The following is a 14,667-nucleotide window of genomic DNA, read 5'->3' on the forward strand; positions in this document are numbered from 1 at the left end:
CGGCAATGCGCATTGCCGCAATTGAAGAGAACAGCAGGGCTAGCTCAGCAACTGCGCCTTTGCCGCCGCGAACTCGGCATCGGTCAACACGCCGGACTGATGAAGCTGTCCCAACTCCTGCAGCTTGGAGACCAGATCGTCCGCGCCTGAAGGGGGAACGGACTGCACGGGGGCGACCTGCTGCTGCGGCGGCGGCTGTTGCTGCTGGTACTCCTGCTGATATTCCTGCTGCTGCTCGCTGGCCTTTCGTTGACTCCGTCGATCCATGGCGTTGGACGTCGCCTTTGCGGTTCCAGCCACTACCGCCGTGCGCGCCACCGTGCCGAGCAACCCCGGCCGCCCTCTGCGTCCACCTCGAAAAACCATGCCGAACTCCTTGGGTAATTGTCGCTACTGAAATGCTGCTTCGACCGCTGCGACGACTACCTCGCGCGGTATCTGAACGTGAAGGACTACGTCGCCGCCGCCACCGCGAACCGTCGACGCGAGCTCACGCGCCCACGTCTGCTCGTAGACGATGACTGCGGCGGACGTTCCTGGTTCGAGTGACTCACGGACCACGTCCAGGTCCTCGTCACTGATCAATGCCTTGGCTTCGATGGACAGAATCGCCAGTCCGATGTCGGTGAGATCTTCGTCGACATCGATCTGCGACACCTGTCCGTCCGCGTCCTTGGCGATGTACACGAGGTCGAGCAGAGTGACAAAACCTCGTTCCACCACGTTCTGCAGCGCGGCGACAGCTTCAGGATCCACAGTTGAACCTGGGAATGCCAGCACCACGAGCTCGACCGGTCCGATGTTCATTGCGTCGTTCATCCATCAAGCCTGGTGGCTCGGACGCTTGGGAACCTCACCCGCAGGGGATGAATTACCCGATGCGATCGAGTTATTTGTTGCGGCGAATGACTTCGCGAATCGGCCGTACGTGTACGCCTTCTGCTGCGAGGGCTCGCCGGGCTTTGCCTCGGGTGACGAGCACACCGACGATACCGAGAATCCAAACCGGATATTGCACCATCCAGGCGACACGGAATCCGTCGAACGTGTACCCGCCCATGTGCCCGAGGATGACGCCCATCACTTGAATCACGATGAGGGAAGCGAGGAATCCCCCGATGTTGACCATGCCCTGGGCGGTGCCCATCGCCGAACTCGGATTGGATGTGCGCGCGTAGTCGAAGCCGATCACCGAACCCGGCCCACCCACCGAGATGACGACCACCAGGATCGTCAACAACCAGAGCGGAGACGGTTCGCTTCGTGAAAGCACGATCGTCCACATGAGCGCGCTGGCCACCATGATGGTGAGAACCAACCACGATCGACGCATGGGATAGCGACCGGTGAGAATACCGAGGATCGGGCCGGCCACGATTGCCGAGATGACTGACAGCGTCAGCAGCGAGCCGACCGTCGTGGAGTCGAGGCCTTGAGCCGATTTCAGGTACGGCACACCCCACAGCAGCGCGAACGTCGTGATCGAGAACTGAGTCCCCATGTGGCTGAAGAACCCGAGTCGGGTGCCGGGCCGCATCCACACCGTCTTGATCTGTCGCCCGATCTCCTTGGCGCCGGCCGGCACGGCGACCACGTCGGCACCGGGAGGCGCATCGCGGATGACACTCAACGCCAGCGCAAACGCCAACAGTCCGACAGCGGCAGCGCTGCCGTAGGCAAAAGTCCAGCCCGGTCCGGACAACAGCAACATGAACGGAAGCGCAGACATCACCTGGCCCAGCTGACCGAGGATGCCCGTGAACTGCGAGACCAACGGCACCTGCCGGGGCGGGAACCACTGCGGTACCAACCGCAACACCGAGATGAAGGTGAGTGCATCCCCGGCACCGACGGCAATACGTGCACCGATCGCGACGGGCAGCGATTCGGTGAAGGCGAGAGCCAACTGCGCGGACATCATGATGAACGCACCGACTGCGATCATGATCCGCGAACCGTAGCGGTCGAGGAGGACTCCCGCCGGAATCTGCATGCCGGCGTACACGACGATCTGCAGCACGACGAAGCTCGACAGAACGCTGGGCGAGATCGAGAACCGATCAGCAGCAGACAGACCCGAGACGCCGAACGAAGTGCGGTGAAGCACGGCGATCACGTAGGCAAAAACACCGACACCCCAGACCAACCACACTTTTTTCATCGGGTCTGTATGTTACTCCTGTCTTTCGCAAGGCTCAGGACATGATTATTCGCGGCCCTGAGACACCCAATTCAGATCGGCCGAACGGAAGCCTTCGGTGATCGCGGCGAGGGAGTCGAGGCGAGCGATCTGGTCTTCGCTCAAAACGATGTCCAACGCTCCGGCGTTTTCGGTGACTCGTGCAGCGAACCGAGTGCCGGGAATCGAAACGGAAGGCAACCCGTACTGGCGGCCCTTGGCATCGAGCCATGCCAGGGAAACCTGTGCAGGCGTCGCGCCGAGCTCCTCACCGACGGCGCGGACCACGTCGAGAACCTTCTGATTGGCGGGAAGTGCGGAGTCCGAGAAGCGGGGGAAGCGTCGGCGTAGGTCGTTGTCACTGAGCGTCGCCGCATCGAACGATCCCGCCAAGAAGCCTCGGCCCACAGGTGAAAAGGGCACGAACCCGACTCCGAGTTCCGCCGCGGTGGGTACTACCTTGTTCTCGACGTCACGGCTCCAGATGCTCCATTCCGACTGGATCGCCGCGATCGGATGTACCCCGTACGCACGACGCAGTTCGTCACCGGTCGCCTCGGACAGTCCGATGTTGCGGACCTTGCCCGCCTTCACCTGCTCCGCGATCGCGCCGACGGTGTCTTCGATCGGCACGTTCGGGTCGACCCGGTGCAAGTAGTAGAGGTCGACATGATCGACGCCGAGTCGTCCCAGAGACTCGTCGAGTGCCCGCGGCACGTAAGCCGGGTCTCCGTTGATCCCGCGCTGACCGTTGGCGATGTTGCCGACCAGACCGAACTTGGTCGCCAACTGCACTTCCTCCCGGCGGTCTTTGAGAAGCTCTCCCACCGCCCGCTCACTCGATCCCTCGCCGTACACGTTCGCGGTGTCGATGAATGTGATCCCGATGTCCACCGCATGGTGCAGCGTGGCGAGCGCCTCGGCCGGATCCACCGGGCCGTAGACCGGGGCGACGGACATCGCGCCGTATCCCTGGGCGCTGACAGTGAGACCTTCGGCCAGAGTGACGGTGGGGACGGTCATGAAAACTCCTCGATTCGACTGAGCGACAACCCCGACAGTCTTCACCGAATCGAAGCCTCACGCACCGATTAACGTCACGCTGATCGGGTTACCCTCGAGTGATGGCATTCGATTGGCTCGAACTCGTACTCACCGCCCACCGCGAATTCGGTTCACGACTCGCTGCGGTCGAGGACTGGAACGCACCCACGCCCGACTCCGACTGGCACGTCGAACACCTCGTCCGCCACGTCATCGAGGAGCAGCAGTGGGTACCGCCGCTCCTGGCCGGACTGACGGTCGGCGAGGCGACACCGGACATCGTTCCCGTCGGGGACGACCTGTGGACCGAATGGCAGAAGTACTCCGATGCCGCAATCAAAGCGTGGAAATCGACGGACCTCAGTGCCCACGTTCACCTCTCGTACGGCACGGTGAAGGTGGAACCCTATCTGCGCCAGCAGACCTCGGACGTCACGATCCACACCTGGGACCTCGCGCGAGCGGTCGGAGCAGACGAGCGACTCGATCCAGACCTCGTCGAGGCCGTCTGGTCCGACCTCGACGGGCAGCGCGACATGCTCGCCGAGAGCGGACTCTTCTCCGATCCCGTCGACCTCCCGGACGATGCGTCGTTGCAGGACAAGCTGATTGCCCTGACCGGTCGCGATCCTCGTTAGACGTTCAGCGACACACCCGTCGTGCGGGCGACGCCGTCCCAGCCGCCGGCAGGTGCACCGAGGCCGAGCAGAGCCGCAACCGTCGGTGCGACGTCGATCGTGCGAGCCTGCGTGTCGATCTTCCGTCCACCGTCGAGAGCGGGATGCCCGCCGCTGAGGAAGAACGGGATGGGCAGTGTCACGAAATGGCCGTGGTTGCCGGGAATCGGGTTGGACAGTGGAGTCGGATCACTGAACCGCCAGCCCTGAGCGCAAAACGCAACGACGTCACCGGCATTGGTGCCGAGATCGAATTCGGCGGGGAGGTGGCTGGATTCGACGCCGTCCACACCATCCACGATCTGCTGAATCCGGCTGACGGCTTCCGCCCGTTCGCCATCGGGTCCGACGAAGTAGATCAGGTCTGCGCCACCGTTCTGGGCGATTCGAATCTTGCCTGCCAGCAACGGGTCCGCGTTCAGCGGTCGATCCAAGCCGATGAGCCGCGCGGGCTCCGACCAGTCCATCGAGTGGTCGGCCAACACGATCAGAATGCTCCGATTCCAGCGCCCCGTGTCATGAAGGAAGTCGACGAAGCGGCGAACCTGGTTGTCGGTGTTCTGAAGTGCAGCCGTGCGAGCGATCCGGACGGACGGACCGGACAGATCCAGGTGCCCGACCCGATCGACGTCACCGAGGTTGGTGAACGAGAGCCGCGGCGAGTTCCCGCCGACGATACGGATCAAGGCGTCGATCGTGAAGTTGTCCGGCGCATGCTCGGTACCGGGAACGAGCGGCTGCGGATCCCACACCAGTGAGGCGCGGTCACCGAACAGCCCGTGAAGGTAGCGCTTCGACAGCACACTCGCAGTGGTCAATCCGAGTTCGGTGCGTACCCGATCCAGAACCGTCGATGCCTGCAGGTCGGAAGGCCGATCGAGGTCACGCTTCTTGTCGATGGCCGGATCGTAGACGGAGTTGGCGGGTACGCCCGAACGCGCCGGCAGCACTCCCGTCATCATCGCCGTGTGGTTCGGCAGCGTCTCTGCGATCGTGATGGCGCTGGCGTCCGGGTAGTGGATACCGCCGGCCGCAAGCCCGGTCAGCGTCGGGGTGAGCTCCGATCGCAGCTCGTCCGGCCGCATGCCGTCGACGACTATGACATGCACGTCCAGGTCTGGGATTCCGGCGCTGGTGGGAACACTCGCGCGAGCGGGCGTTCCGAGCAATGCCGTTCCGGCGACAACACTTCCACCGATCAGAACGCTACGACGCGAAACTTCGATACTCACTGGTCGACTCCTGGTCGGTACGAGGCCTGATCGAGGGCGGCCGAGGTGGGTGAGACTCTACTGCCCGCGCCTGCCGGAAGACGGTAGCTCACGGCGTAGTGCGCATTGCTCTGCGGATTGGTGAGATCGTCGACGTAGTACCAGTCCATCTGAGTACCTTCGCGGGCGATTTCGAATACGCCGTAGCCGTGCGAATCCAGTTCGACGTACCGCACGTGTCGGTTCACGGCCTTGAATGCTTCTTCTGCCGCAACGGTTACCGTGCGCGGTGGCACTTTCAGCATGTCGTCGATATTGGGCGACGTCACCGACGGGACGACGAACTCGGCGCCGACGGTCGGCCCACCCGGATAGTTGGCGGCGTTGGTCGGTAGGTCGCAGGCCCACGACGTGTGGATGTCACCGGTGATGAAGACGGTGTTGTCCACACCGTTCGAGGTGATCGCGTCGAAAAGCCTGGTGCGGTCGGCGGTGTACCCGTCCCACTGATCCGTGTTGTACGGGACACCGGCCTGCGGCACACCCACCAGTTCGGTCAACGCCGCGGTGGTCGCCGGTTCCAGCGGCGGGAACACGCAGGGCGTGATCATGACCGGATTGCCGACGACCTTCCACTGCGTCGGGGAGGTGACGATTCCGTTGGTCAACCAATCCATCTGTGCGCGTCCGGTAATGGTGCGCGACGGATCGTCGACCTGCTTCATGGTCGGTTGCTCGTCGCGGTAAGTACGCAGATCGAGCATCGAGATCTCGGCCAGATTCCCGAAGCGGAACCGACGATACAGCTGAACGCTCGAACCACTACCCGACGGGCGGACGGGCATCCACTCGAAATATGCCTTGGCCGAGTTGGCCTTTCGATCTGCCCAGTCACCTTCGACACCGGGAGTGTGGTTTTCGGCGCCGTCCCGGTACGCGTTGTCGGCCGATTCGTGATCGTCCCACGTGGTGATGAACGGGAGCTTCAGGTGCAGAGCTGCCAGATCCGGGTCTGTCTTGTACTGCGCGTGCCGAATTCGGTAGTCGGCCAGCGAAATGATCTCGTGGGCCGGCTCGTGAAGGCGAACGGATCCGTTTCTCGCGCCGTACTCCCCCTGCCCGTACTCGTAGATGTAGTCACCGAGGTGGATGATCGCGTCGAGGTCTTCGCGGAATGCGAGGTGACGATAGGCACCGAAATACCCCGCCTCCCAGTTGGAGCAGGACACCACGCCGAAGCGGAGACGATCGAGATCTGCCGAGTTCGACGGAGCCGTACGGGTGCGGCCCACCGGAGAAACAGCCGAACCCGCAGTGAATCGGTACCAGTACGTCGTCGACGAATCGAGTCCGGTGACGTCGACCTTCGCGGTGTGATCGGAATCCGCCGAAGCAGCAACACTTCCGGACGCAACGACGCTCGCGAACCCCTCATCGGTCGCGACCTGCCAGTTGAGAGTCACCGCCGGCCCGACGCCGGAACCGGGCGTCGCGTCTGCCGTCGGGGTGATGCGGGTCCAGATGATCACCGCATCCGGCAACGGGTCACCGGATGCCACGCCGTGCGCGAAGCCCGGGCTGCCACCCGGAACCTCGGCACCGGCGTGGCTCGCCGAAGCGACACCGAGACCTACTGCGCCGGCGAGGGCCGCCGATCCCTGCAGCAGGCCACGTCTGGATATTCGATCGAAGGCATTCGTGTGCACGCTAGGAGTGAACCCGCACCTGAACGGGCGTTCAAGAGAGCTTCGGGATGTTCACCCAGGCTTCGCCTGCGCTTCTCTGGAAGTTTGATCGAGTCGATCCCGCTTACAACCGGTAATCGAGGGCCGAGCCTCGAACCACACCGACCTTGACTCCGATGTAACCGCCGAGTGCACCCCCGGCCGCGATCAGGATCCAGAACGCCGGCGGAAGCAGAGCCTCGGACCCGTCGACCTCGGAGAACGCGGAATAGCCTGCGATCAACGCGCCGAACAGGATGGGCAGTATCAGCAGAGCGGCAAAGAAAGTCACCCACACCGATACGAAGCGGCCCTTCCACCGGGCAATCTCGTGCAGAACCGTCAGAACGACCAGGAAGACACCACTACCGGTCAAGAAGGCGGCCAGAACTGCAAATCCGAAAGCCGAAGTCAGTTCCGACTCCACGTGAATCCCCCTGTACGTCAATCACCTGCACACTCAGCCCCAACTGCGATGCGACGAGTCTATTCACGACGGACGGCGTTTGTCGGCAAGTCGAGTCGCTCGTCTGCCGGAAACACACCCCGCTGACGCCTATGCTTGGAAAATGACCGAACCCGACATCAAGCCCAGAAGTCGTGACGTCACCGACGGACTCGAAAAGACCGCAGCGCGCGGCATGTTGCGTGCAGTAGGAATGGGCGACGACGACTGGGTCAAGTCGCAGATCGGCGTCGCCTCGTCCTGGAACGAAATCACGCCATGCAACCTGTCCCTCGATCGCCTGGCCAAGGCCGTCAAGGAGGGCGTACGGGAAGCCGGCGGGTTCCCTCTCGAATTCGGCACTATCTCCGTCTCCGACGGCATTTCGATGGGGCACGAGGGCATGCACTTCTCCCTCGTCTCCCGTGAAGTGATCGCGGACAGCGTCGAGACCGTCATGCAGGCCGAGCGTCTCGACGGATCGGTCCTTCTCGCCGGCTGCGACAAGTCGTTGCCCGGCATGATGATGGCGGCGGCCCGCCTCGACCTCGCCAGCGTGTTCCTCTACGCCGGCTCCACCCTCCCCGGCGTCGCCAAACTTTCCGACGGCAGTGAGCGGGAAGTCACCGTCATCGACGCGTTCGAGGCGGTTGGCGCCTGCTCGCGTGGGCTGATGAGCCGCGCCGACGTCGACACCATCGAACGGGCGATCTGCCCGGGCGAAGGCGCGTGCGGCGGCATGTACACGGCAAACACGATGGCCAGCGCCGCCGAGGCCATGGGAATGTCGCTGCCCGGCAGCGCTTCACCGCCCGCACCGGATCGTCGCCGCGACGGCTTCGCCCGCGAGAGCGGCAAAGCCGTTGTCGAACTCCTGCGTCGAGGTATCACCGCGAGGGACATCCTCACCAAGGAAGCGTTCGAGAACGCCATTGCAGTAGTCATGGCATTCGGCGGATCCACCAATGCGGTGCTCCATCTCCTCGCGATCGCGCACGAAGCGTACGTCCCGCTGACGCTCGACGACTTCGCTCGCGTCGGCGCGAAGGTCCCGCACCTCGCCGACGTCAAGCCTTTCGGAAAGCACGTCATGACGGACGTCGACCGTATCGGCGGCGTCCCCGTGATAATGAAGGCATTGCTCGACGCGGGACTCATGCACGGAGATTGCCTGACCGTCACCGGTAAGACCGTGGCGGAGAATCTCGCGCACATCACCCCGCCCGATCCGGACGGCAAGGTCCTGCGGGCGATGAACAAGCCCATTCACCCGACCGGAGGCATCACGATCTTGAAGGGGTCACTCGCGCCCGGCGGCGCGGTGGTCAAGTCGGCAGGATTCGAGTCTGATGTATTCGTCGGCACTGCACGGGTTTTCGAACGCGAGCGCGCCGCGATGGATGCTCTCGAGGACGGCACCATCACCGGCGGTGACGTTGTCGTCATCCGCTACGAGGGCCCGAAGGGTGGTCCCGGGATGCGCGAGATGCTGGCCATCACGGGCGCGATCAAGGGCGCGGGTCTCGGCAAGGACGTCCTGCTGCTGACGGACGGACGATTCTCTGGTGGCACCACCGGCCTGTGTGTCGGACACGTTGCGCCCGAGGCCGTCGACGGCGGTCCCATCGCGTTCGTTCGCGACGGCGATCAGATCCGACTCGACGTGGGTACCGGACAACTCGAATTGTTGGTCGACGACTCCGAATTGGAAGCCCGCAAGAAGGGCTGGGAGCCGTTGCCGCCTCGCTACACACGTGGTGTGTTGGCCAAGTACTCCAAGCTCGTGGGATCAGCCTCGGGTGGAGCAGTGTGCGGCTGATCCCAGCTCGCCGCTAGATGGGCCGGTACCCGGCGCCGACGCCTCCGTGGGCATTGATCGTGTCCACGATGGAGGTCATGTTGGTGCCGAGTTCCGGCCCCAGGCACGGCACCCAGAGGTAGGCGTTGACCATCGCGACCAGCGTCGTCCCGACCGTGACCGGGGCTCCCGAATCACCGTGGTCGACGCAGATCTGAGTCCAGGTGGATGCGTCGGCGCTCAGGTCTCCCCAGACGACGCCGCAGGTCGTGCCCGTCGTACGGCCTTCCTTGCAGGCTGTAGCCGGGAAGCTGGCCGGAGCGCCGATCGAGGTGATGGTTGCCGCGCCCACCGTTCGAACTGGTGTGACCTTGCCCGGATCGAACTGGATGACCCCGTAGTCCAGGTCCGGGTTCGACTCGACGAACGTGCCGACCACGCCTGCGTCCTCGTTGCTTTCCGGGATCACGAACGATCCAGGACCACCGCAGTGACCTGCGGTGATACCCACGAGTCTGCCGCCGTTGTCGTGACCGATAGTGGTCAACGTACAGACCAGTTGATTGTCGATGATGATGCCCGAACCACCACCCATGGGCGTGGGTGCAGCAACAGCGTTGCTGCTGACGATGAACCCGAGTCCGAGTGCCAAGACCAACGCTGCCAGAGCCGAAACAATTCGCTGCAACATCACAATCTCTCCGCCGGTAATCTCCCCGCTGCAAAAAACGCATACCCCGGAAAGTGCGGACCTACGCAGCGTTTCTAGTCGGTAGCTCCGAGCGCCTCGAGCATCTTGCGTGCCTCCTCGAGCTGACGACTCAACTCGTCGACTCGCGCTGCAGCCATGTCCCGTGCAGCGACGATGATGGACTCGACAGCCTCGATTGCGGTGGGCTCACCCAACTCGCGGACAGCTCGCTCGACCGCATCGGGTGCGACCGGAACTGCTTTGCCCGGACGCTTGGCGCCCTGTGTGACCGTCACGCTCCAGTCGTTGTCCGCGCCGGCATGGATGGTGACGCTGATACCGGCCGGCAGTTTCTTCGCACGCTTGACGGCCGGACGAGGTGTCGCGGCAGGGGCAGCAGTGGTAGTCGGTACCGGAGCGGGTGCAGGCTGCGCACGCGGCTTCGGTCGAACAGGCTCTACGAGTGGCTCCATCAGGGGCTCGGACTCCACAACTGGTTTGGGCCGTGGCGCCGGTTTGGCCGGTGCCGCGGAGACGCGGTTGATGCGCAATTCCTCTGCCTCGAAAGGCAATTCGTCGTTGACGCCTTTGGGGCGGATCATCACGGTGTTGCCGTCCACCGACACGACTTTCGCCGAGGTACCGGCTTCGATCCCCAGGCTGGGAGTCGCCTCGCGCAGATAGACGGTGGCGCGCTTGCCTTCGGCGACAGCCGTGGCGAGCGCTGCCAGATTGTCCGCAGTGAGGTGATCCGGCGTTGATGCGGCAGCGCCGGAACGTCTACGGGGTGGCATGCGCAGGTCCTTTCAGAAGTATCTCGTGCATTTCGGTATCGACAGTGCTTTTCTCGGGGCAACTCTTGCACAAGCCACCGACGTGTTGACTCTCACCGCCCGCCTGAGCCCGAGGATCCGTAGACGGTTCGGCCAATTCAGTACTGTTCTCGGGGCACCGCGTGGAAGATGGTGGACAGAAATTCGTTGCGGCAATAAGGAGCACGGTGAGCAGTTCGGAGTCAGAGTGGATCGACGAGGTCACCGAACCCGCCCCTGCTGAATCTCACGTTGCCGAACCTCACACCGCTGATCCGGTCGACGTCGATGCTCATCTGCTCAGCCGGATTCAAGCCGACATCGAGGAGTCCCTCCTCGGCGGACCGCGCTGCTTCACGCAATCGCAGATCGCGGAATTCGCCGGTGTGACACGCGAGCGTGCCGATCGTTTGTGGGTCGCGATGGGCTTTGCCGTCGACGAGGATCCCGACGCCGTCATGTTCACCCAGCAAGACGCCAACGCCCTCAAGACGATCATCGACATGGTCAATCGAGGAGTCATCTCGCAGAGCAGTGAGGTGGCTGCCGCCCGTTCACTGGGGCAGTCGATGTCGAGGTTGGCTGAGTGGCAGGTCTCGCTGATCAGCACACACATCATCGACCAGCTCGCCGACTCGGCAGATCACGAGCCCGAAGCGATCCGGAAGATCGTTCTGCGCCTCGGCGCCGAGATCATTCCCGCTGTCGAATCTCTGCAGACGTACGTCTGGAAGCGCCACGTCGCGTCCTCGACGGGACGCAACGTCGGAAACCCGGGCGAAGAAGTAGCGAGTCGTGTTCTGGTCGTGGGTTTCGCCGACATCGTCGGGTACACCTCGCTGACCCGCGGCCTCGACTCCGCCGAACTCAACGATCTGCTCGAGCGGTTCGAGTCCGCGTCCACCGAAATCATCGGTCGCAACTACGGCTGGGTGGTCAAGACCGTCGGTGACGAGGTCATGTTTGCCGCTGAAAGTCCCCACCACGCCGCCGAGATCGCTTTGCAGATCCAGCAGGCGGTCCTCGCCGATCACGACGATCCGCAGCTTCGGGTGGGTCTGGCCATGGGGCCGACGTTGGTTCGCTTCGGAGATCTCTACGGTTCGGTGGTCAACAAGGCCGCGCGTCTCACCAGCTCTGCTCGTCCCGGCACTGTGCTGATCGACTCCGAGCTGGCCACCCAGCTCGGCTCGGACGCCAATTTCAAACTGCGACACCTTCGTCCGCGACGAGTGCGCGGCATCGACAGGCTCGAGCAGTACGTGCTACGCCGCAATCTGGAGCCGTGAGCTCTCAGCTCGACACTCCGCGTGCAGCCAGAAAGTCGTCCACGATCTGCTCACACGCAGCCTCCCCGAGAGGCGTCAGCGTGGCCAGCTTGGTGAGCACCAAAGGTCCGACCAACTGAGCAAGTGCGACGTCGTAGTCGTACTCCCCCAACGCGTCGATCGCGTCCGGCGAGCGCAGGATCCGATCGAACGCGTGTCGGTACTGCTCGAAGACCGTCTGGCGCAGCGATCGCAATTCGGGCTTGTCCGCGGACAGGGCATCGACGCTCGAATAACCCTTCAGTTCCGGCCCCAAGCCGAGCCAGCACATCGCCGTCACCTGGATCGGTGCGCTTTCGATGGCCTTGGCCTGACTGGTCAACAACTCGAGCAACTGCGCGCGGAGGTCACCTTCCCCGGACATCTCCGGCACCGGCGGCAGTAGACGTGCAAATGCCGCGGCGAGTAACTCCGTGCCGCTGTCGAAATGGCGATACAGCGTCGCACGCGCGACGTTGGCCAACTTGGTGACGGCATCGATCGTCACGGCGTCGACGCCGCCTTCTGCCAGCAGCGTGGTCGCTGCGTCGAGCAACCTGGACCTGGAACGCTGTTTACGCGGATCCTCGTCGCTGATCTGCTTGTCGATTTCCTGCTTGTCGATTCCCGCCGTCACAACCTCAGTTATACCCACTTGGGGGTTGTGGAACTGCTGTTCTTGTAACGATACTGATGGTCTTGTTTCTATCGGGAGGTTTCGTGAGTAGCGATACGACGCTCGAACAGTCCACGTGGACCATCCGACAGATCTGGATGCTGACGGTCGCGTGCTGCGCCGTCGCGCTGGTCGTCGCAGCGATGGCCGCGCTCAACACGGCCCTTCCCGACTTGGCCCGCGATACCGGTGCAACACAGAGCCAGCTCACGTGGATCGTGGACGGGTATACGCTCACGCTGGCTTGTCTCTTGTTGCCGGCGGGCGCACTCGGCGATCGATACGGTCGACGAGAACTGCTCATGTTCGGACTACTCGTTCTTGCTGCCGGCTCGTCGATTCCGGTCTTCGCGGACGAACCGTCGTGGATCATCGTCTCCCGCGTGATCTCCGGCGTCGGCGCCGCGTTTGTCATGCCGGCGACGCTGTCTCTACTCACTGCAGGTTTCCCGCCGGCGCAGCGTGCCCGCGCCGTCGGAGTCTGGTCCGGCGTCGCAGGATCCGGTGCAATCGCCGGACTCGTCGTCTCCGGGCTACTCCTCGAAAAATGGTCGTGGCATTCGATATTCGTCAGCCTGGCCGTCGTCTCGGTCCTGATCCTCGTGGTGTCGTTCACGATCGTGACGTCAAAGGACACGGAGGCAACTCCACTCGATCTACCCGGTACATCGCTGATCGCCGGCTCGATCGGACTGTTCGTCCTGGGCATGATCGAGGCACCCGCCCGCGGTTGGCTCGATCCGGTGGTTCTCGCGTTGCTGATCGGCGGAATTGCCATGACGGCAGTCTTCAGCTGGGTCGAATTACGCACTCGCCATCCACTTCTGGACGTCAGACTGTTTGCCAATCGCGCATTCGGCAGCGGCGCGGCGTCGCTGACCCTGCAATTTCTGGCGACCTTCGGCCTGTTCTTTCTGATCGTGCAGTATCTGCAACTGGTGCTCGACTACTCCCCCCTGCAATCGGCACTCGCCCTCATGCCGATCGCCGTGCCGGTAATGGCCCTGTCCGTGGTTGCGCCCCTGCTGATTCCGCGTATCGGTCTACGCGCCCTCACCGCAACCGGAGTCGCCTTCCTCGGAACCGGAATTGCACTCCTGACGCGCTTGGACGCCTGTTCGACCTATGCCGAAGTCTGTGTTCCCTTGGTAGTGGCCGCTATTGGATTGGGTTTGTCGACAACCCCCGCCACTGCTGCCATCGTCTCCAACGCACCGGACTCCAAACAGGGGGTTGCCTCAGCAGTCAACGACGCAACCCGTGAGATCGGCTCCGCCATCGGCGTTGCACTGGCGGGAAGTATCCTCGCCGCCGGCTACGGAAATCACGTCCAGCCCGCGGTCGACTTGCTACCCGAACCGGCCAAGGAGCCGGTATCCGGTTCTCTGGCCGCCGCTCTCCACGTCGCCGAAGCAGCCGGGCCGCAGGGTGCCCAGTTGGCCGAATTCGCCCGTGAAGCCTTCATCAAAGGCATGGATCAAGGAGCACTCACGCTCGCTGCGATCATGTGGGTATCCGCGATCGTTCTGGGATTCTGGGCTCCGGGTCGTCAGCGAGACTGACCGCCTCGTCGGTACGCCGGGGCCTTGGTTGTCTGCTCCGACTGCAGAGTCTGCAGGAGGGGCATCGACCGGAGCGGCACCACAACCGAGAGAACCATGACGCTGGTCGACCGGGTGGCTATCCCCGACCGATTCAGTTCGAGCAGCGTCGCTTGCAAATCCTCGTGCGACGCAGCGGCAATCCGGCACAGCACGTCGCCGGAGCCGGTGGTGGCAAAGGCTTCGAGCACACCGGGGATCGCCTCGAGTTCCGCTGTGACGGTGTCGAGCGCCCCCTGAGCGATCTGCAAAGTCACGAATGCCTGTACTCCGAAACCCGCTGCAGCCAAGTTGATGTGCGGAGCATACCCGGCGATGACTCCTGCATCTTCCATCCTTTTCAATCTCGCCTGCACTGTCGCCCGCGCAACCTTGACCTGACGCGAAAGCTCCAACGCACCGGCTCTCGGGTGCTTGTTCATCGCGTCCAACAGAGCCAGATCCACTGCGTCGAGATTCACGTCTGCTCCACTCGTCGTTCAACTATGCAAATTGCCCACAA

Annotated in this window: 15 protein-coding genes; 4 read left to right on the forward strand and 11 right to left on the reverse strand. The window is 63.2% G+C overall.

The features are described from left to right. Positions 1–39: 39 nt before the first annotated feature. The 4 genes from M1L53_RS10465 to M1L53_RS10480 form a co-directional block, all read right to left on the reverse strand. Positions 40–366 (reverse strand): SHOCT domain-containing protein, encoded by a 327-nt coding sequence (locus tag M1L53_RS10465; RefSeq protein WP_003939954.1) that lies wholly within the window; start codon positions 364–366, stop codon positions 40–42. Between the two features lie 24 nt (positions 367–390). Continuing rightward, complete coding sequence (locus M1L53_RS10470; RefSeq protein WP_007732604.1) at positions 391–819, reverse strand: DUF6325 family protein; 429 nt, start codon at positions 817–819, stop codon at positions 391–393. A 70-nt stretch (positions 820–889) separates the two neighbouring features. Continuing rightward, entirely contained in the window at positions 890–2,161 is a 1,272-nt protein-coding gene (locus M1L53_RS10475; RefSeq protein ID WP_007732605.1) for a nitrate/nitrite transporter, read from the reverse strand. A gap of 45 nt (positions 2,162–2,206) precedes the next feature. Next, entirely contained in the window at positions 2,207–3,202 is a 996-nt protein-coding gene (locus M1L53_RS10480) for an aldo/keto reductase (RefSeq protein ID WP_054187478.1), read from the reverse strand. A 101-nt stretch (positions 3,203–3,303) separates the two neighbouring features. On the opposite strand from M1L53_RS10480, the gene M1L53_RS10485 reads away from it, so the two are divergent. Beyond that, a complete protein-coding gene (locus M1L53_RS10485; RefSeq protein ID WP_007732609.1) occupies positions 3,304–3,861 on the forward strand; it encodes a TIGR03086 family metal-binding protein in 558 nt (185 codons plus the stop codon). On the opposite strand, the gene M1L53_RS10490 is transcribed toward M1L53_RS10485, so the two are convergent. The 3 genes from M1L53_RS10490 to M1L53_RS10500 all read right to left on the reverse strand — a co-directional run bounded on the left by M1L53_RS10490 (position 3,858) and on the right by M1L53_RS10500 (position 7,262). Next, on the reverse strand, positions 3,858–5,132 hold the full coding sequence (locus M1L53_RS10490) for an alkaline phosphatase family protein (RefSeq protein ID WP_054187442.1): 1,275 nt from the start codon (positions 5,130–5,132) through the stop codon (positions 3,858–3,860). The genes M1L53_RS10485 and M1L53_RS10490 overlap by 4 nt on opposite strands. Further along, entirely contained in the window at positions 5,129–6,817 is a 1,689-nt protein-coding gene (locus tag M1L53_RS10495) for an alkaline phosphatase (RefSeq protein WP_003939836.1), read from the reverse strand. The genes M1L53_RS10490 and M1L53_RS10495 overlap by 4 nt, the downstream gene beginning before the upstream one ends. Before the next feature lie 103 nt (positions 6,818–6,920). Further along, positions 6,921–7,262 carry a hypothetical protein gene (locus M1L53_RS10500; protein ID WP_003940142.1) on the reverse strand — a complete coding sequence of 114 codons (342 nt, stop codon included), beginning with the start codon at positions 7,260–7,262 and terminating at the stop codon, positions 6,921–6,923. Between the two features lie 142 nt (positions 7,263–7,404). Here M1L53_RS10500 and ilvD point away from each other — a divergent pair, with 142 nt between their 5' ends. Next, positions 7,405–9,099, forward strand: coding sequence for a dihydroxy-acid dehydratase (gene ilvD, locus M1L53_RS10505; RefSeq protein ID WP_003940201.1), 1,695 nt, complete (start codon positions 7,405–7,407; stop codon positions 9,097–9,099). Between the two features lie 13 nt (positions 9,100–9,112). Here ilvD and M1L53_RS10510 read toward each other — a convergent pair whose 3' ends face one another. Beyond that, positions 9,113–9,769 carry a S1 family peptidase gene (locus M1L53_RS10510; RefSeq protein ID WP_007732621.1) on the reverse strand — a complete coding sequence of 219 codons (657 nt, stop codon included), beginning with the start codon at positions 9,767–9,769 and terminating at the stop codon, positions 9,113–9,115. A 74-nt stretch (positions 9,770–9,843) separates the two neighbouring features. Next, positions 9,844–10,563 (reverse strand): DUF6319 family protein, encoded by a 720-nt coding sequence (locus M1L53_RS10515; protein ID WP_003940205.1) that lies wholly within the window; start codon positions 10,561–10,563, stop codon positions 9,844–9,846. Positions 10,564–10,769: 206 nt separating this feature from the next. On the opposite strand from M1L53_RS10515, the gene M1L53_RS10520 reads away from it, so the two are divergent. After that, entirely contained in the window at positions 10,770–11,870 is a 1,101-nt protein-coding gene (locus M1L53_RS10520) for an adenylate/guanylate cyclase domain-containing protein (RefSeq protein WP_007732623.1), read from the forward strand. Positions 11,871–11,874: 4 nt separating this feature from the next. Here the strand turns inward: M1L53_RS10520 and M1L53_RS10525 are convergent, their stop codons facing one another. Continuing rightward, a complete protein-coding gene (locus M1L53_RS10525) occupies positions 11,875–12,525 on the reverse strand; it encodes a TetR/AcrR family transcriptional regulator (protein ID WP_054187443.1) in 651 nt (216 codons plus the stop codon). A gap of 56 nt (positions 12,526–12,581) precedes the next feature. On the opposite strand from M1L53_RS10525, the gene M1L53_RS10530 reads away from it, so the two are divergent. Then, positions 12,582–14,126, forward strand: a complete 1,545-nt coding sequence (locus tag M1L53_RS10530) for an MFS transporter (RefSeq protein WP_054187444.1) — start codon at positions 12,582–12,584, stop codon at positions 14,124–14,126. On the opposite strand, the gene M1L53_RS10535 is transcribed toward M1L53_RS10530, so the two are convergent. Beyond that, a complete protein-coding gene (locus M1L53_RS10535; RefSeq protein ID WP_003939810.1) occupies positions 14,114–14,626 on the reverse strand; it encodes an Lrp/AsnC family transcriptional regulator in 513 nt (170 codons plus the stop codon). The genes M1L53_RS10530 and M1L53_RS10535 overlap by 13 nt on opposite strands. Positions 14,627–14,667: the final 41 nt, after the last annotated feature.

The sequence above is a fragment of the Rhodococcus sp. T9N genome (assembly GCF_024436645.1).
Classification (GTDB): Bacteria; Actinomycetota; Actinomycetes; order Mycobacteriales; family Mycobacteriaceae; genus Rhodococcus_F; species Rhodococcus_F qingshengii.